Genomic DNA, 18227 nt, shown 5'->3' with positions numbered 1-18227 from the left:
GCCCGGCTTCCGTTACCATGCCGGATTGATTTCTAGGGGACGCCGAATGGAATTCGTGCTCTATCTGTTGTTGGGCGCCTGTGCCGGTGTGCTGGCCGGGCTGTTCGGCGTGGGCGGCGGCATCATCATCGTGCCGGTGCTGGTGTTCAGCTTTACCCTGCAGGGTTTCGACGCTTCGGTGCTGACTCACCTGGCCGTCGGCACGTCTTTGGCCACCATCGTCTTCACTTCGATTAACGCCGTGCGGGAGCACCACCGCAAGCGCGCGGTGCAATGGCCGATCTTCATCTGGATGACCATCGGCATCCTCCTGGGGGCCGGTGTCGGTGCCAAGACCGCTTCGCTGATCCAGGGGCCACTGCTGCAAAAGATCATCGGTGTGTTCGCCCTGGTCATCGCCGCGCAGATGGCCCTTGACCTCAAACCCAAGGCCAGCCGTGGCGTCCCCGGCAAACCTGGGCTGATCGGTGCAGGTGGCGTGATTGGCTGGGCCTCGGCCATTTTCGGCATTGGCGGTGGTTCGCTGACGGTGCCGTTCCTCACCTGGCGTAGCCTGCCCATGCAGCAGGCAGTGGCCACGTCATCGGCCTGTGGCCTGCCGATTGCTGTGGCCAGTGCCCTGAGCTTCATGCTGCTGGGTTGGCACGAGGAGCACCTGCCGCCCCACAGCCTGGGTTACGTGTACCTGCCGGCGCTGGTCGGCATTGCCGTGACCAGCATGTTCTTCGCCCGCTTCGGCGCGCGCCTGGCGCACAAGCTGTCGCCCCGTTTGTTGAAACGCCTGTTCGCAGCCCTGTTGTTCTGTGTTGGCCTCAGCTTTTTGATTTGAATCGAGAGGAAGTTCCATGCTGCCTTACCCGCAGATAGACCCCGTGGCCTTGGCCATCGGGCCGCTGAAAATCCATTGGTACGGCCTGATGTACCTGATCGGCATCGGCGGTGCCTGGCTGCTGGCCTCACGCCGGCTGAACCGCTTCGACCCCACCTGGAACCGCGAGAAGCTGTCCGACCTGGTGTTCTGGCTGTCGATGGGGGTGATTGTCGGCGGGCGCCTGGGCTATGTGCTGTTCTACGACCTGCACGCCTACCTGGCCAACCCGACGCTGATCTTCGAGGTATGGAAAGGCGGTATGTCGTTCCACGGTGGCTTCATCGGCGTGATGCTGGCGGCCTTGTGGTTCGGCAAGCGCAACAACAAGTCGTTCTTCGAGCTGATGGACTTCGTCGCCCCGCTGGTGCCGATTGGCCTGGGGGCCGGGCGTATCGGCAACTTCATCAACGCCGAACTGTGGGGCAAACCCACCGACGTCCCATGGGCGATGATCTTCCCGCCGTTCAGCGACCCGGCCCAGTTGCCGCGCCACCCATCGCAGCTCTACCAGTTCGCCCTTGAGGGCGTGGCGCTGTTCGTCATCCTGTGGCTGTTCTCGCGCAAGCCACGGCCGACCATGGCGGTGTCGGGAATGTTCTCGTTGTGCTATGGCATCTTCCGCTTCGCCGTGGAGTTTGTCCGGGTGCCGGATGCACAACTCGGTTACATCGCGTTCGGCTGGCTCACTCAAGGCCAGTTGCTGTGCATTCCGATGATAGTCGGTGGCCTCGTCTTGATCTGGTGGGCTTATAATCGCAAGCCTACGGCGAAACCCGCCTGATTAATCCCACGGCAGGGGCGATCCCCCTGCCGTTTTTGCTACAGGTAAGCCATGAAACAGTATCTGGACCTGGTCCGCGACGTCATTGATAACGGCACGTTGCAGGGAAACCGCACCGGCATCCGCACCATCAGCCTGCCGGGCGCGATGCTGCGTTTCGACCTGCAGAAGGGCTTTCCGGCCATTACCACGCGCAAGCTGGCGTTCAAGTCGGCGATCGGTGAAATGGTCGGTTTCCTGCGTGGGGTGAAAAACGCCGGTGAGTTCCGCGAGCTGGGCTGCAAGGTCTGGGACCAGAACGCCAACGAAAACGCCCAGTGGCTGGCCAACCCGTTCCGTCAGGGCCATGACGACCTGGGCGAGATCTATGGTGTGCAATGGCGCCAGTGGCCGGGCTACAAGCGCATCCCGCTGAGCAACCCGGCGGCCATCGAAATGGCCGAGCAAGCCGGTTTCCGCCGCATTGCCCAGGACGAAGAGGACGGCGTCGCGTTCGTCATCCTGTACAAGGCGATCGACCAGGTACGCCAGTGCCTGGACACCATCGCCAACGACCCGGGTAGCCGCCGCATCCTGTTCCACGGCTGGAACTGCGCGCAACTGGACGAAATGGCACTGCCACCGTGTCACTTGCTGTACCAGTTCCACCCGAATGTCGAGACCAGGGAAATTTCCCTGACCCTCTACATCCGCTCCAACGACCTGGGGCTGGGCACGCCGTTCAACCTCACCGAAGGCGCGGCGCTGCTGTCGCTGTTCGGCCGCCTGACCGGCTATACACCGCGCTGGTTCACCTACTTCATCGGCGATGCCCATGTGTATGAAAACCACCTGGACATGCTGAACGAGCAGCTCAAGCGCGAGCCGTTGGAAGCGCCGAAGCTGGTGATCAGCGACCGTGTTCCGGCATTTGCCGAAACTGGCAAGTATGAGCCGGAGTGGCTGGAGAAGATTGAGCCGAGTGATTTCTGGCTGGAAGGCTATGAGCACCATGCGCCGATGACAGCGCCGATGGCGGTCTGATAGATCTCTATTGTTAGAACTGACCTCTTCGCGGGTTCACCCGCGAAGCTTTTGGCTCAATGCCCGTGACTCCGCCCCACATGGGAATGTTCGGTATCCGGTACCGATACCGCCCCGTTTGTCTCCAGTTGCTGCAAGATCGCGCATTCACTCCCCTGCGCGTTGCAGCGCCGCCGCAGCTCCACCAGCTGCTCCTGCAATGCCACCAAGCCATCGATCCGCGCCTGAACATGCTCGATATGCTCGTCGATCAGCGCATTGACGCTGCCGCACGCGTCGTCGGGGCTGTCGCGCAGGCGTAGCAGGCTGCGAATTTCGTCCAGGGTCATGTCCAGCGTGCGGCAGTTGCGGATGAAGGTCAGCCGCTCCACATGGGCCTGGGTGTACAACCGGTAGTTGCCCTCGCTGCGCGCCGGCTCTGGCAGCAGGTTTTCACGCTCGTAGTAGCGGATGGTTTCCACCGCGCAGTCGGTGGCTTTGGCCAGTTCTCCGATCTTCATCACGAAATCTCCAGCAAGTGGCTTGACCCTATAGTGGCTACAGGGTGTTCACTTGGCAACAGGCTCAATTTAAGGATGACCCCATGAACCAGCCTGTCAGCCACGAACACAAGCATCCGCACGATCACGCTCATGGTGATGACGACCATGGCCATGCTGCCCACGGCCACAGCTGCTGCGGCGCCAAAGCCGCGCCGCCGCTGGTGCAACTGAGCGAAACGGCCAGTGCCCAGGCACAACTCAGTCGTTTCCGCATCGAGGCCATGGACTGCCCCACCGAGCAGACCCTGATCCAGGACAAACTGAGCAAGCTGGCCGGTATCGAACAGCTGGAATTCAACCTGATCAACCGCGTGCTTGGCGTGCGCCACACCCTGGACGGCACCGCCGATATCGAGCGGGCGATCGACAGCCTGGGCATGAAGGCCGAGCCGATAGCGGCCCAGGACGACGGCAGTGCCAGCGTGCCACAACCGGCCAAGGCCCACTGGTGGCCACTGGCATTGTCGGGCGTCGCCGCGATCGCCGCCGAAATCGTGCACTTTGCTGCACTGGCCCCTGAGTGGGTGGTGGCGGGGCTGGCGCTTGCCGCGATCCTCGGTTGCGGCCTGGGTACCTACAAGAAGGGCTGGATTGCCCTGAAAAACCGGAACCTCAACATCAATGCGCTGATGAGTATCGCCGTGACGGGGGCCGTATTGATCGGCCAGTGGCCGGAAGCGGCTATGGTGATGGTGCTGTTCACCGTTGCCGAACTGATCGAAGCGCGCTCGCTGGACCGTGCGCGCAATGCCATTGGCGGGTTGATGCAGCTGACCCCGGACATGGCCACGGTGCAGCAGGCCGATGGCCAGTGGCGCGAGCTGGACGTGCGTGAGGTGGCCATCGGCGCACTGGTGCGGGTGCGCCCCGGTGAGCGCATCGGACTGGACGGTGAAGTGACCCGCGGGCAATCCAGCGTCGATCAGGCGCCGATTACCGGTGAAAGCCTGCCTGTGGAGAAGGGGGTGGGTGACAAGCTGTTCGCTGGCACCATCAACCAGGCGGGGGCGCTGGAGTTTCGCGTCACCGCCGCTGCCGGGCAGTCGACCCTGGCGCGGATCATCAAGGCGGTGGAGGAAGCGCAAGGCGCGCGGGCGCCTACCCAGCGCTTTGTCGACCGTTTTTCGCGCATCTACACCCCGGTGGTGTTCGCCATCGCCTTGGCCGTGGCGCTGATACCACCGCTGTTCCTGGCTGGCGCCTGGTTCGACTGGGTTTACCGCGCCTTGGTGCTGCTGGTGGTGGCCTGCCCGTGCGCGCTGGTGATCTCGACCCCGGTGACCATCGTCAGTGGCCTGGCCGCCGCCGCGCGCAAAGGCATCCTGATCAAGGGTGGCGTGTACCTGGAGGGTGGCCGCCACCTTGATTTCCTGGCCCTGGACAAGACCGGCACCATCACCCATGGCAAGCCGGTGCAGACCGACGCCAAGGTGCTGGCGCCGCTGTTCGAAGACCGTGCGCAAGCCTTGGCGGCCAGCCTGGGCGAGCGTTCGGACCACCCGGTGTCCCGCGCCATTGCCGAGTTCGGCAAGCAGCAAGGCCTGGCCTTGAGCGAGGTCAGTGACTTCGTTGCGCTGGCCGGGCGTGGCGTGCGTGGCGTCATTGCCGGTGAGGTCTACCACTTGGGCAACCACCGCCTGGTCGAGGAGCTGGGGCTGTGTTCGCCAGCGCTGGAGGCCCAACTGGATGCGCTGGAGCGCCAGGGCAAGACCGTGGTCCTGCTGCTTGACCGCTCCGGGCCACTGGCACTGTTCGCCGTGGCCGACACGGTCAAGGACAGCAGCCGTCAGGCGATCGCCGAATTGCATCAGCTGGGTATCAAGACTGTCATGCTGACCGGTGACAATCCGCATACTGCGCAGGCCATTGCTGCCGTGGTGGGAATCGACCGCGCCGAGGGCAACCTGTTGCCGGCCGACAAGCTGAAAACCATTGAGGCGTTGTACGCACAAGGCCATCGGGTGGGCATGGTCGGTGACGGCATCAACGACGCCCCGGCGCTGGCCCGCGCCGAAATCGGTTTTGCCATGGCTGCTGCCGGCACCGACACCGCCATCGAGACGGCCGATGTGGCGCTGATGGACGATGACTTGCGCAAAATCCCGGCCTTCGTCAGGCTGTCGCGCCAAAGTGCGGCGATCCTCATGCAGAACATCGTGCTGGCGTTGGGCATCAAGGCGATATTTCTGGCGATCACCTTCGCCGGCATGGCCACGATGTGGATGGCGGTGTTCGCTGATATGGGCGTGAGCTTGCTGGTGGTGTTCAACGGCTTGCGCCTTTTGCGCAAATAGAGGACGTACATGCTGAGTTCCGAGCTGAAGGCCTTCTACATGGTGGCCCGTCTGGGCAGCATCACCCAGGCGGCGAAGAAGCTTGGCCTCAGCCAGCCCACGGTGACCACGCAGATCCGCAGCCTGGAAGGCCAGTACGCCGTGGAGCTGTTCTACCGCGGCGGGCGGCGCCTGGTGTTGAGCGAGGAGGGCTTACGCCTGCTGCCGATGGTCAAGGCGCTGCTGCAGCAGGAAGCCGACATCGAGTTCGAGCTGCGCAACAGTGGCCAGGCCCAGGGCAGCCTGCGCATTGCTGCCACTGCGCCTTACTACATTCTCGACCTGGTCAAGATCTATCGCGAACGCCTGCCGCAGGTTGAAGTGGCGGTGGAGATCGGCAACTCGCAGCAGGTGCTGGAAATGCTCGAGGATTACCGGGTGGACATTGCCGCGTCGTCGCAATGGGTGGAGGACGCACGGTTGGTGCGGCGGATACTGGGCACTGACCCTTTGGTGGTGGCGGTGCACCGCAACCATCCGCTGGCCCATCGCCAGACGGTGTCGATCGAGGTGGTGTCGGGGCATTGCCTGCTGATGCGGGAGAAGGGCTCGACCACACGCAAGCTGACCGAGCAGATGATGCAGGAGGCTGGGGTCAAGGCCAGCGCCATGATGGAAATCGGCAGCCGCGAGTCGATCCGCGAAGCGGTGCTGCGCAATATCGGCATCAGCGTGATTGCCCGCCATGAGGTGCCGCACAATCCCGAACTCCGGGTGCTGGCGCTGGAAAATGCGCCGGTGATGCATGAGTACCTGTATTGCCTGAAGGAGCGGCGCCAGGCCCGGTTGCCGGCGGCATTCCTGGGGGTGGCGCAGGAAGTGGCCGGTTCGCAGTTCTAGATTCGTGTTGGCTTGTTCGCGGGTAGACCCGCTCCTGCATTTCTGCGTACATGCATGCCTGCATTTCTGCGAACACGCATTCCGTTGTAATCGATGGACTCGCCCCCGCCGAGGCATCACAGTGCCACGGTGGTGTTCGAAGAAGCCAACGGCAGCGAGGGCGAGACCATGAAAAAGCATAGTTCGAAACACGATTCCCTGTCTTCCACTGATGTGGAGCTTTGCACAACCATCTGCGTAGACCTGGCCAAACAGGTCTTCCAATTAGCAGGCGAGGACGCTACTGGTCGGGTGATCTACGAAGATCGCATCAAATCCCGCCAAGCGTTCCACGATTTCCTGCTCAGGCTGCCAACGACCGTGGCCGTCTTGATGGAGTGCGGTCCAGGTGCGCAAGCCTGGGCCAGGCTGCTGCAGGCCAAAGGTAATCCGGTTCGCATCCTGCCGGCGCAACGTGTCGCCGAACATCGCAGCGGTGCAAAGAACGATCGTAACGACTGCTATGCCATTTTGCGTGCCGGTCGCGATACGAGCATCGCTTCGATACCGATCAAGAGCACCACAGCACTGGCTATTCAAGCGCTGCACCGTATCCGGCGCGGTAACATCAAGCGACATACCGCGCTGGGTAATCAGATCCGTGGTTTGCTACTTGAGCATGGCGTATCCATGCCCCAGGGCGATGCCGCGATCAATAAGCATGTGCCTCAGGCGCTTGAGGATGCTTCCTTGCCTCTACCCGACCTGTTGCGCGAGTTGCTCGATGAGTTGCTGATGGACTGGTTGTCTCTAGGTGAACGCATAACGGCGCTGAGCCGCCGGCTCGAAGCGACCGCCCAAGAGGATAAAGTCGCTCAGCGGCTGATCACCATTCGCGGCGTCGGCCCTATCATTGCCACGGCGATCGTGGCGAAACAGACCGACCCCAGCCGCTTCGCCAGTGGCCGAATGTATTCCGCCTTCTTCGGTATCGTGCCCGATCAGCACAGCAGCGGAAACAAAATCAGATTGGGCAAGATGAGCAAGCGCGGTGACGGCTACATACGCAGCCTGATGATCCAGGGCGCGCATTCCGTCTTGAGCCAGCTAAGGCCTGATTCCGATCAGCCAGATGATCGCCGCCTCTTGCGCTGGCTATCCCGCCTTGGGCGCAAGGAGGCGGCGATCAGGCTGGCTAATCGAAATCTGCGGATTATCTGGGCCCTGTTACAGAGCGATCAGGTTTACCAACGCAAACCGAACGAAAAACCGGAGGCGGCTATGAGCCTCTGACCAACCGGGTAATGCCACCGGGGCGCTAGGCGCTCCAACCCCTGCTAGTGAACATTGACCCTAGGTAAGACCGTCGCAGACCGATGCCTCCGCTCCTACAGGCCTGATAGTGGCCTCAATGTAAACGGCACACTGCGAGCTCACCACGATGTTGGCCAGAAGCAAAAAGCTTCCTCGAATAGGCCTGATACATAGATGCAACCGGGTTCCTATGTTCAAAAAAGCAGCTAGACAGTGTGGGCGAGTCCATACATAGGAGCGGGTTTACCCGCGAAGAGGCCGGTACAGGCCACTACTAAATCTACCTATACCACTATCACCGGCTTTTGCCTTAAAGCCACAGAACCTTCGCACAGCCTGCCTAGCATGGCCCCATCTCTTCGATGAGGCCATGCCATGAACCACACCACCCCCGGCGCACAGATTAAAGTGCGCAACATCCACAAGCGCTTCGGTGCCTTTACGGCGCTCAACGATGTCTCTCTGGACATCGCCGCGGGCGAACTGGTGTGCCTGCTCGGCCCATCCGGCTGTGGCAAGACCACGCTGCTGCGTTGCATTGCCGGCCTGGAGCGCCAGGATCGCGGTACGCTGTACATCGGCGAACGCGATATCTCCGATCTGTCCCCCCAGGCGCGGGACTACGGCATCCTGTTCCAGTCCTACGCGCTGTTTCCCAACCTTACCGTCGAAGCCAATATCGCCTATGGCCTGACGGGCAGTGGTCGCGAGCAGGCCCGCCAGCGGGTTGCCGAAATGCTCGAACTGGTAGGCCTGTCTGGCAGCGAGAAGAAGTACCCAGGCCAGCTCTCCGGTGGCCAGCAGCAACGTGTGGCCCTGGCCCGCGCGCTGGCACCGTCGCCATCGCTGCTGCTGCTCGATGAGCCGATGTCGGCGCTGGACGCCCGGGTGCGCGAGCACTTGTGCACCGAACTGCGTCAGCTGCAGCGCCAACTGGGCATCACCACGTTGATGGTTACCCACAACCAGGACGAGGCCATGTTGATGGCCGACCGCATCGTGGTGATGAACAACGGCCAGGTCGAGCAGTACGCCACCCCGCAGGAAATCTATGACCACCCGGCCACGCCGTTCGTGGCCGAGTTCGTCGGCCAGGGCAACTGGCTGCCGTTCCAGCGCAGCAGCGACAGCCATGCCCTGGTCGGCGACATGAACATGCGCCTGGCGCCGGGTTCAGCCCAGGCCAGCAGTGGCCGGCTGTTCTGCCGCCCGGAAGCGATCACGGTCAACCCGGTGGTGCACGAAGAAAATCTGTTCCCGGCCATGGTCCGCGAAATCACCTTCCTCGGTAACCGCTGCCGCATGAGCTTTGAACTCAAGGCCCTGCCAGGCCATGCCCTGCTGGCCGAGCTGGCCCCTGAGGCCATGCCGCGCCTGGGCTCGCAGGACATCTGGGTGGCGTTGCCGCCGCAGAGCCTGCAGGTGTTTGCCTGAGATGGCCGCGCCAATGTCCCTGCCGTTGAGCCAGGCCAAAGCCGCGCCGCGTGCTGGCATCGCCCTGGGTGACCGGCTGTTCGTCGTCGGCGGCAAGAGTCTGCTGCTGATCCTGTTGGTGCTGGCCGTGCTGATGCCGTTGCTGGCGATCTTCTGGCGTGGTTTCAGCGGTGAAGCGGGCCAGGGCGGTGGTTTGCTGGCGGCCCGTGAACTGTTCACCAGCGCCAGTTTCCACTGGCTGCTTGGCAACAGCCTGTCGGTGGCCTTCACCGTCGCGGCCATTGTGGTACCGCTGGCCTATTTGTTCGCCTTTGCCCTGCAACGCACGTTGATCCCGGCCAAGGGCCTGTGGCGGGGGATTTCGCTGCTGCCATTGCTGGCACCGTCGATGCTGCCGGCCATCGCCCTGGTCTACCTGTTTGGCAACCAGGGCCTGCTGCGTGGGTTGCTCAGCGACAATATCTACGGCTTCTGGGGCATCGTGCTGGGCGAGGCCATCTATACCTTCCCGCATGCGCTGATGATTCTGCTGTCGGCACTGTCACTGGCCGATGCTCGCCTGTTCGATGCGGCCTCCAGCATGGGGGCAGGCTCGTGGCGTGCGTTCACCAGCATCACCTGGCCGGCCTCGCGCCAGGCGGTATTCGCGGCGTTTTGCCTGGTATTCACGCTGACTATCACAGACTTCGGTGTACCGGTCGTGGTGGGGGGCGACTACCAAGTGCTGGCGCTGGAAGCCTACAAGGCGGTGGTGGGCCAGCAACAGTTCGGCCGTGGCGCGCTGATCGGCATGGTGCTGCTGTTGCCGGCCCTGTTCAGCTTTACCGTCGACGCCTGGCTGCGTAGACGCCAGGGCGAGGCCATGGGTGGCCGTGCCCAGGTGTTCGAACCCAAGCCATCACGCGGCCGCGATGCCTGCTTCCTGACCATTGTGCTGCTGGTGTGCGCGGCGTTGCTGGTGGTGATCGGTATGGCGGTGTACTCCTCGCTGGTCACTTTCTGGCCCTACAACCTGTCGTTGTCGCTGCGCCACTACATGTTCGAAGACACTGCCGGTGGCGGCTGGCTGGCCTACCGCAATAGCGTGACCATGGCCATTGGCACCGCGCTGATCGGCAGCATCGTGATCTTCACTGGTGCCTACCTGATGGAGAAGACCCAGGGCCAACGCCTGCTCAACCATGCGCTGCGCCTGCTCAGCTTCATCCCCATGGCCGTGCCGGGCCTGGTACTGGGCCTGGGCTACGTATTCTTCTTCAACCTGAACGGCAACCCGCTGCATGTGCTGTACGGCGGCATGGGGTTGCTGGTGGTGTGCACCATTGCCCATTACCTGACCACCGCGCAGATGACCGCGACCACCGCCCTGCGCCAGCTCGACGGCGAGTTCGAGGCCGCCGCGCTGTCGCTGAAAGCGCCGTTGTACAAGCACTTCCTGCGCGTGACCGTGCCGATTTGCCTGCCGGCGCTGCTGGACATCATCCGCTACCTGTTCGTATCGGCGATGACCACTGTGTCGGCAGCGATCTTTCTGTACAGCCCCGACACCCTCCTGGCTGCCATTGCCGTGCTGAACATGGACGATGCCGGCAACGTTGGCGGTGCCGCCGCCATGTCCACCTTGATCCTGCTGACCAGTGCCGGCGCCTCACTGTTGCTGGCTGCAGCCTCGCGCGGCCTGCTGCGCCGCTCCCAAGCCTGGCGCCAACGCGCCGCGACCGTCTGACCTGTAAGGAACCTACCCATGCACAAGCACCTTGCACTTGCCGTTGCCGTTTCCGCCGTGTTCAGCCTGCAGGCTTCGGCCGCCGATACCCAACTGACGGTCTACACCGCCCTGGAAGCCGAGCAACTGAAAACCTACAAGCAGGCCTTCGAGAAAGCCAACCCGGATATCGAGATCAAGTGGGTGCGTGATTCCACCGGTATCATCACCGCCAAGCTGCTGGCGGAGAAAGAGCGCCCGCAAGCTGACGCTGTGTGGGGGCTGGCGGCATCGAGCCTGGCCATCCTCGACCAGAACGGCATGCTCGAAGCCTATGCGCCAAAGGACCTGGGCAAGATCTCCGGCAATTATCGCGACGCCGCCAACCCGCCAGCCTGGGTCGGCATGGACGTGTGGGCCGCCACCATTTGCTTCAACACCATCGAGGCCGAGAAACAGGGTCTGAGCAAACCGGTGAGCTGGCAGGACCTGACCAAGCCTGAGTACAAAGGCAAGATCGTCATGCCCAACCCGGCCTCGTCCGGCACCGGCTTCCTGGATGTCAGTGCGTGGTTGCAGACCTTTGGCGAGCCGCAGGGCTGGGCCTACATGGATGCGCTGCACCAGAACATTGGCCAGTACGTTCATTCCGGCTCCAAACCGTGCAAGCTGGCGGCGGCGGGCGAGTTCCCGATCGGTATTTCGTTCGAATACCCGGCCGTTCAGCTCAAGCGCCAAGGCGCGCCGTTGGACATCGTGCTGCCAAAGGAGGGTTTGGGCTGGGAGATCGAGGCAACCGCAGTGATCAAAGGCTCGCCCAAGGCCGATGTGGCCAAGCGCCTAGCCGATTTCTCGGCCAGCCCGGCGGCCATGGAACTGTACAAGGAAAACTTCGCCGTACTGGCCGCGCCGGGCATCGCCAAGCCGCAGACCGAGCTACCGGCGGATTATGAGCAGCGGTTGATCAAGAACGACTTTGTCTGGGCTTCTAAAAACCGTGACCAGATTCTGGCCGAATGGCGCAAGCGCTATGACGGCAAGTCGGAGAAGGTGGCCCAGCAGTAACGCTTCACTATTGCAGGGTCGGCCTCTTCGCGGGTAAACCCGCTCCTACGCCGGATTGGTGGTGGACGCACATCGGTGGTTGTACAAAGGCCGCCCGTAGGAGCGGGTTTACCCGCGAAGAGGCCAACCCTGCTGGCTCAAATCTGTGAAACCAGCGCCTCCAACTGCTCCTGCCGCTCAGCCTGATTCAGCTTGGCCCCGGGATTCAGGGTGGACCACTGCGGGTGCGCCCGCGCTTTGACCAACGCCTCCGGCAACTTGCCCTCACGCCAGGCCTTTTCATCCAGCTCACCCAGGCGAATGCTGTCTTGCGCCGCATGCCCGCGGTTATCCAGCGCCACCATCAACTGCTGCTGACGCAAGGCCAGCAGACGCAATACCGTGTCGTCCACGGTCAGCTCGCGCTTGCCCTTGAGCTTGCCCATCAACCGCGAACCATAGTTGCGCGCCGTCTGCAGCGCACCGCCGGCAATCGCCCCGGCCAGCGCCGCCGCGCCGAGGGTAAGGCCACCAACCAGCAAGTCGACCCCGGCCCCCGCTGCCGCCCCCGCCGCCACGCCGCTGCCCAGGCGCACGCCCAGCAGTTTCAACGTTTCCGGATTGAACAAGTCATCGCCCCAGCGGCCGTCCAGCAACGGCAGGTCGCTGGCATGGGCGTCCTCGCGGCGGAAGGCATACAGCTTGAGCAAGGCTTCGACGCAGCGTTGTTCTCGTTGGCGTATGTCCTGGCGCAGCGCTTCGATGGCCCGAGCTTCTGCCGCTGGTTCGGCCTCGACACTGCGCCGGCATGCAGCGCAATCGAGCAGCAGTTCGGCGATCAGGCGCTTGCCGCTGTGCCGGCGTGCCAAACGCTGTGCCTGCTGGTCGTCGATCAGCCGTTGCAGCGCCGGGCGGGCGTTTTCCAGCAGCAGCGCCAGGCTTTCGTACAAACGGCGCTCACCATCCTCTGGCGGGGCCACGCTGTCGAACCGTACCAATGCGTGAAGCCCAAGCCGGGCAAGGGCTTCACGCCATTCAGGCTCGCGGTGCTGGCTGCTGGCGACGAAGTTGAGCACCGGCAGCAACGGCTTGCCGCAGTTGGCCAGCACTTCCAGTTCGTCGCGGTACTTGGCCAGCACCGGCTCGCGCGCATCGATCACATACAGGCCGGCATGACTGGCCAGCAGTTGGCGCAATACCTTGGCCTCCTGCTCGAAGCGTTGGCGCGCTTCGCTGCCCTGCAGAAAACGCTCCAGCCGGGCAGGGCCGTCCAGGCGCTCGCCTGGGCGCTCCAGGCGTTCAAGGTAGTCGAGCAGGGCGATGGCATCTTCCAGGCCGGGCGTGTCGTACAGCTCCAGCAAAGGTTCACCGTCCACCGACAGCCGTGCACCTTCCACATGGCGAGTAGTGCTGGGGCGGTGGGACACTTCGCCAAAACCGACGTCGCGGGTCAGGGTGCGCAGTAGCGAGGTTTTGCCAACATTGGTATGGCCGACCACGGCCAGTTTCAGTGGCTCAGTCATGGCCATGCTCCAGCCAGGTCAGCGGTGAGGTGTCGGCATGTTGCAGGCCAAGGCGGTCAAGGGCTTCGTGCCAATCGCCCAGGCGCTCGGCATCGAGGGGCTGGCCCGGTGCAGCCTGCAGCAGCCAGATACGGGTTGCGCCGGCATTGCGCGCCAGTTCGGCGAGCAGCGCCAAGCTGCCGCGGTCGGGCGAGCGGCGTGGGTCGCAGGCGATGGCCAGGCGTGCCGGTGGGAAGCGGCTGAGCTGCTCCAACAGCCGGTTGCGTGATTCGCGGCTGTCGAGCACGCCGGCATCGGTCACGCTTTTGGGCAGGGCCGGTGGCCAAGGGCGCTGGTCGTCCAGCTCCAGGCCCACCAGCAGGGCACCGCTGCTGCCGCTTTCCAGCTGCCCGGCGGCAAACTGTGGCAAGGCTTGCGGGGCAGCATCCTGCACGCCGATGCGCTCGCTGCGCGGCATCAGTGCCTCGCGCAGTTGCGCGTAGCCGGGCAGGCCCAGGTCCAGCGTCAGGCGTTCACGGCCCTGGCGCCAGCGCCACAGGCATAACCCGGCCAGCAGCAGGCGGGGCAGCAGGCCGTATACCAGCACCACGCCGAGCAGCCAGCTGGCCCAGGCCTGGCGGGCCACGTCCAGGGCTGGCAGGCTGTCGCCGCTGGCGCGGATCATGGCTTCGTCGGGCACGGCGAAGCCCAGCAACGACGGGAGGGCGCCCAGTGCTTGGGTCAGGTGAATGAACGGGTCGGCGGCGAGCAAGGTGGTTTCCCAGACAAAGCCATAGCGCCGGGTCGCCAGCAAGACCAGTAGCATGCCCAGCGCGGTGAGCATCGCCAGCAGCCACAGGCCGTGTACCAACAGGCCGAGCAGCCACCGGTTGAGGCGTTGACGTTGCAGCAGCACCAGCAGCGCTGGCGCCAGGTGCGCGGCCTTGGCATCGCGGGCAAAGCGTTCGCTTAGCCACAGCCACAAGCGGCCCAGCCCTGCGCCATGCTCGCCGCTCAGGGCAAAACCCATGCCCCAGCCAAGTAGCATCAGCAGGTTCAGCCCGAGCAGGCTGCCCAGCGCCCAGAACACATTCACCGGGCGCTGCCCGTCACCGAGGGCGGCCAGCCCCAGGCCCGTGCCGCTGAGCACGGCCATCAGCAGCAGGGCCAGCAGCGCCAGACGCGCGCCCTGCTTCCAATGGCGCAGGGCGCCGGTCATGTCATCGCGCTCGGCCAGGAACAGCGCACGTGTTTCGATGCGCGTGGCCAGGTCGCCACCTAGCTGGCGGGCGTGGCGGTTGGCTTCCTGGTCTTCCAGCGGGCCGGCATGTTCTTCGCGCAGGCGTACCGCTTCGGTGAGCCAGCGCTTGTCCAGTGGCGTGGGTGCAGTCACAAGGTCTTCCATTGCACAGGTCAAGGCAGAAGCATAACCCACACGCCCGGTGCTATCCTCGCTGGCATGAATACATCACTCCCCCTCAGCCTGATCGCGGCTTATGCCGAGAACCGCGTGATCGGCATCGACAACTCCATGCCCTGGCATTTGCCGGGGGACTTCAAGTACTTCAAGGCCACCACCCTGGGCAAGCCGATCATCATGGGGCGCAAGACCTGGGACTCGCTGGGGCGGCCGCTGCCTGGGCGGCTGAACATCGTGGTCAGCCGCCAGCCGGGGCTTGAACTTGCAGGTGCCGAAGTGTTCGCCTCGCTTGAAGAGGCGTTGGTGCGGGCCGAGCAGTGGGCGCGCGAGCAGGGCGTCGGTGAGCTGATGCTGATTGGGGGCGCGCAGCTGTACGGGCAGGCGCTGGAGAAGGGGCTGGTCAGCCGCATGTACCTGACGCGGGTTGAGTTGGCGCCAGAGGGGGATGCGTGGTTCCCGGCGTTTGATGAAGGGCAGTGGAGGCTGACTTCTAGCGAGGCACAGGCTGAGGAAGGTAAGCCGGCGTATCACTTCGAGGTTTGGGATAAGGGTTGAGATTGTTGGGGTCTGCTTTGCAGCCCTTCGCGGGTGAACCCGCTCCTACGGGGGGGCGCAGGGTGTTCAGGTTTTGAGCAAGACACGAGCGGCCTTGTCGCGAAAGGGGCGCAATGCGCCCCGGCGATCTGTCAGGTGTGGCTCAGCTCGGCATGTTCATCACCGGCCAGCACTTCCTTGTCAGTCTCTTTCAACAGCTGGCTGGTGACAACGCCCGCCGTCATCGAACCGTTCACGTTCAACGCCGTACGGCCCATGTCGATCAGCGGCTCCACCGAAATCAGCAACGCCACCAGTTCCACCGGCAAGCCCATGGCTGGCAGCACGATCAGCGCGGCAAAGGTGGCACCGCCGCCCACGCCGGCAACCCCTGCAGAGCTCAGCGTGACGATGGCCACCAGGGTGGCGATCCACAGCGGGTCGAAGGTGTCGATGCCTACTGCTGGCGCGACCATCACCGCCAGCATGGCCGGATAGAGCCCGGCGCAGCCGTTCTGGCCAATGGTGGTGCCGAACGATGCGCTGAAGCTGGCGATCGATTGCGGCACGCCCAGACGGCGGGTTTGTGCCTCGATGTTCAGCGGAATGCTGGCGGCGCTGGAGCGGCTGGTGAAGGCGAAGGTCAGCACCGGCCACACCTTGCGGAAGAAGCGCAGCGGGCTCACGCCGGTGGCGGCGAGGATGATGCCGTGCACCACGAACATCAACCCCAGGCCCAGGTACGACACCACCACGAAGCTGCCCAGCTTGAGGATGTCCTCCGTGTTGGAACTGGCCACTACTTTGGTCATCAACGCCAGCACGCCATAGGGGGTCAGCTTCATCACGACCCGCACCAGGCGCATTACCCAGGCCTGCAGGGTGTCGATGGCCGACAGGGCGCGCTCGCCCTTCTCGGCGTCGTCCTTGATCAAGTGGAGCGCGGCCAGGCCGAGGAACACGGCAAAGATCACCACGCTGATGATCGAGGTCGGCTTGGCCCGCGCCAGGTCGCCTATCGGGTTGCTGGGGATGAACGACAGCAGCAGTTGCGGGATGTTGAGGTCGGCGACCTTGCCCGCGTAGTCACTGTGGATAACCTGCATGCGTGCGCTTTCCTGGGCGCCGGCCACCAGGCCCTCGGCGCTGAGGCCGAACAGGTTGGTCAACACAATGCCGATCAGGGCAGCAATGGCAGTGGTCAGCAGCAGGGTGCCGATGCTCAGCACGCTGATGCGGCCCAGCGAAGAGGCATTGTGCAAACGTGCCACGGCACTGAGGATCGAGGCGAAGATCAGCGGCATGACGATCATTTGTAACAGGCCGACATAGCCGTTGCCGACCAGATCGAGCCAGGCGATGGTTGCCTTGAGCACGGGGTGGCCTGCGCCATAGATCGTATGCAGCACAAGGCCGAAGACCACGCCCAGCACCAGGCCAAGCAGTACCTTCTTGGCCAGGCTCCAGTCGGTGCGGCGGGTTTGTGCCAGACCCAGCAACAGGGCCAGGAACGCCAGCAGGTTGAGTGACAGCGGCAGGTTCATTGAAGCTCCAGCAGAAAAAAGCAGAAGTGGCATCGCCTCTGTGAGCGATTGCGAACGGAAATGCTAACAGCCTGAAAACAAACGAATTTATACCCAAATGGAATTTCCATAGTCGTTTATGGAATAACGGGATGTCGCAGATTGCAATGAACAAGGCGTTTGCAGCTGCCTGGAGGTCGTTATCGGGGGCTTGCAGTGGGGATTGTTGCACTAGCGTTTCTGGGTCATTTCAGGAGATTCGTACATGAAAGTCGCTGTGAAAGCCGCCGCCATCGGCCTGTCCCTGCTGTTCAGTATCGAAACCTTCGCCACGGAGCTCAAACACTGGCCCGCCGACGCGGCCAAACAGCTCGACAGCATGATCGCCGCCAATGCCAACAAGGGTAACTACGCGGTGTTTGACATGGACAACACCAGTTACCGCTATGACCTGGAAGAAGCCTTGCTTCCGTTCATGGAAAACAAGGGGCTGCTAAGCCGCGACAAGCTCGACCCTTCGTTGAAGTTGATGCCGTTCAAGGACACTGCCGAGCACAAGGAAAGCCTGTTCAGTTACTACTACCGGCTGTGTGAAATCGATGACATGGTCTGCTACCCGTGGGTAGCCCAGGTGTTCTCGGGCTTTACCTTGCAGGAGCTGAAGGCGCAGGTGGATGAGCTGATGGCTTCGACCAAGCCGATCCCCAGCACCTATTACGAAGGCGACCAGGTCAAGGCCATCGAGGTTCAGCCGCCCAAGGTCTTCAAGGGCCAGGCCGAGCTGTACAACAAGCTGATGGAGAATGGCATCGAGGTCTATGTGGTTTCGGCGGCCTCCGAAGAGCTGGTACGCATGGTCGCCTCGGACCCCAAGTATGGATACAACGTGAAACCCCAGAACGTGATTGGCGTGAGCCTGCTGCTCAAGGACCGCGCCAGCGGCCAGCTGACCACTGCGCGCAAGCAGATCAGCGCCGGGCACTACGATGCCAAGGCTAACGAGGGCCTGGAGCTGACCCCTTACCTGTGGACCCCGGCCACCTGGATGGCGGGCAAGCAGGCGGCGATCCTTACCTACATCGATGAGTGGAAGAAACCGGTGCTGGTGGGCGGCGACACGCCGACCAGCGATGGCTACATGCAGTTCCACGGGGTGGATGTGGGCAAAGGCGGTATCCACCTGTGGATAAACCGCAAGGCCAAGTACATGGACCAGCTCAACGGGATGATTGCCAAGAATGCGGCGGCGCAGGCCAAGGAAGGGTTGCCGGTGACGGCAGACAAGAACTGGGTGATCGTCACGCCGGAGCAGATTCAATAGGGGTTAGGTTTGATTTGAGCCGGCTGCGCCCTGGCAGGTGTGGATCCAATGACTATGGTTG

Annotated in this window: 15 protein-coding genes; 11 read left to right on the top strand and 4 right to left on the bottom strand. The window is 63.1% G+C overall.

What is annotated here, in order from left to right; genetic code table 11:
- Positions 1 to 46: 46 nt before the first annotated feature.
- From LU682_RS27955 to LU682_RS27945, 3 genes are read left to right on the top strand one after another with little or no spacing between them, the layout of a single operon-like run.
- Positions 47 to 829, top strand: a complete 783-nt coding sequence (locus tag LU682_RS27955; RefSeq protein WP_003249024.1) for a sulfite exporter TauE/SafE family protein — start codon at positions 47 to 49, stop codon at positions 827 to 829.
- Positions 830 to 845: 16 nt separating this feature from the next.
- Positions 846 to 1652: a prolipoprotein diacylglyceryl transferase gene (gene lgt, locus LU682_RS27950; protein ID WP_010955678.1), complete on the top strand. Its 807-nt coding sequence runs from the start codon at positions 846 to 848 to the stop codon at positions 1650 to 1652.
- A 51-nt stretch (positions 1653 to 1703) separates the two neighbouring features.
- On the top strand, positions 1704 to 2675 hold the full coding sequence (locus LU682_RS27945; protein ID WP_010955677.1) for a thymidylate synthase: 972 nt from the start codon (positions 1704 to 1706) through the stop codon (positions 2673 to 2675).
- A gap of 56 nt (positions 2676 to 2731) precedes the next feature.
- On the opposite strand, the gene cadR is transcribed toward LU682_RS27945, so the two are convergent.
- Positions 2732 to 3175 (bottom strand): cadmium resistance transcriptional regulator CadR, encoded by a 444-nt coding sequence (cadR, locus tag LU682_RS27940; RefSeq protein WP_010955676.1) that lies wholly within the window; start codon positions 3173 to 3175, stop codon positions 2732 to 2734.
- Between the two features lie 83 nt (positions 3176 to 3258).
- On the opposite strand from cadR, the gene LU682_RS27935 reads away from it, so the two are divergent.
- The 6 genes from LU682_RS27935 (at position 3259) to LU682_RS27910 (ending at position 11887) form a co-directional block, all read left to right on the top strand.
- Complete coding sequence (locus LU682_RS27935) at positions 3259 to 5511, top strand: heavy metal translocating P-type ATPase (RefSeq protein ID WP_010955675.1); 2253 nt, start codon at positions 3259 to 3261, stop codon at positions 5509 to 5511.
- A 9-nt stretch (positions 5512 to 5520) separates the two neighbouring features.
- Complete coding sequence (locus tag LU682_RS27930; RefSeq protein ID WP_010955674.1) at positions 5521 to 6390, top strand: LysR family transcriptional regulator; 870 nt, start codon at positions 5521 to 5523, stop codon at positions 6388 to 6390.
- A 213-nt stretch (positions 6391 to 6603) separates the two neighbouring features.
- Complete coding sequence (locus LU682_RS27925) at positions 6604 to 7662, top strand: IS110-like element ISPpu11 family transposase (protein ID WP_010951689.1); 1059 nt, start codon at positions 6604 to 6606, stop codon at positions 7660 to 7662.
- A gap of 396 nt (positions 7663 to 8058) precedes the next feature.
- Positions 8059 to 9117 (top strand): putative 2-aminoethylphosphonate ABC transporter ATP-binding protein, encoded by a 1059-nt coding sequence (locus LU682_RS27920; protein WP_232914927.1) that lies wholly within the window; start codon positions 8059 to 8061, stop codon positions 9115 to 9117.
- 1 nt (position 9118) lies between these two features.
- Positions 9119 to 10843 carry a putative 2-aminoethylphosphonate ABC transporter permease subunit gene (locus LU682_RS27915; protein WP_010955672.1) on the top strand — a complete coding sequence of 575 codons (1725 nt, stop codon included), beginning with the start codon at positions 9119 to 9121 and terminating at the stop codon, positions 10841 to 10843.
- A gap of 18 nt (positions 10844 to 10861) precedes the next feature.
- On the top strand, positions 10862 to 11887 hold the full coding sequence (locus tag LU682_RS27910) for a putative 2-aminoethylphosphonate ABC transporter substrate-binding protein (protein WP_010955671.1): 1026 nt from the start codon (positions 10862 to 10864) through the stop codon (positions 11885 to 11887).
- A gap of 137 nt (positions 11888 to 12024) precedes the next feature.
- Here the strand turns inward: LU682_RS27910 and LU682_RS27905 are convergent, their stop codons facing one another.
- Both LU682_RS27905 and LU682_RS27900 read right to left on the bottom strand, forming a co-directional pair.
- On the bottom strand, positions 12025 to 13389 hold the full coding sequence (locus tag LU682_RS27905; protein WP_049588316.1) for a GTPase/DUF3482 domain-containing protein: 1365 nt from the start codon (positions 13387 to 13389) through the stop codon (positions 12025 to 12027).
- Positions 13382 to 14773: a DUF2868 domain-containing protein gene (locus tag LU682_RS27900; protein WP_010955669.1), complete on the bottom strand. Its 1392-nt coding sequence runs from the start codon at positions 14771 to 14773 to the stop codon at positions 13382 to 13384. Before LU682_RS27900 ends, LU682_RS27905 begins: the two co-directional genes overlap by 8 nt.
- A gap of 54 nt (positions 14774 to 14827) precedes the next feature.
- Between LU682_RS27900 and LU682_RS27895 the strand changes: the two genes are divergently transcribed.
- Positions 14828 to 15343 carry a dihydrofolate reductase gene (locus tag LU682_RS27895; protein ID WP_010955668.1) on the top strand — a complete coding sequence of 172 codons (516 nt, stop codon included), beginning with the start codon at positions 14828 to 14830 and terminating at the stop codon, positions 15341 to 15343.
- Between the two features lie 131 nt (positions 15344 to 15474).
- On the opposite strand, the gene LU682_RS27890 is transcribed toward LU682_RS27895, so the two are convergent.
- Positions 15475 to 16866 (bottom strand): L-cystine transporter, encoded by a 1392-nt coding sequence (locus LU682_RS27890; RefSeq protein WP_010955667.1) that lies wholly within the window; start codon positions 16864 to 16866, stop codon positions 15475 to 15477.
- Positions 16867 to 17110: 244 nt separating this feature from the next.
- Here LU682_RS27890 and LU682_RS27885 point away from each other — a divergent pair, with 244 nt between their 5' ends.
- Positions 17111 to 18166, top strand: coding sequence for an HAD family hydrolase (locus tag LU682_RS27885; protein WP_010955666.1), 1056 nt, complete (start codon positions 17111 to 17113; stop codon positions 18164 to 18166).
- Positions 18167 to 18227: the final 61 nt, after the last annotated feature.

Origin of the sequence: Pseudomonas alloputida, assembly GCF_021283545.2 — a bacterium.
Classification (GTDB): Bacteria; Pseudomonadota; Gammaproteobacteria; order Pseudomonadales; family Pseudomonadaceae; genus Aquipseudomonas; species Aquipseudomonas alloputida.
The sequence above is the reverse complement of the archived record's forward strand: the minus strand, read 5'-3'. Positions and strand labels throughout refer to the sequence as shown.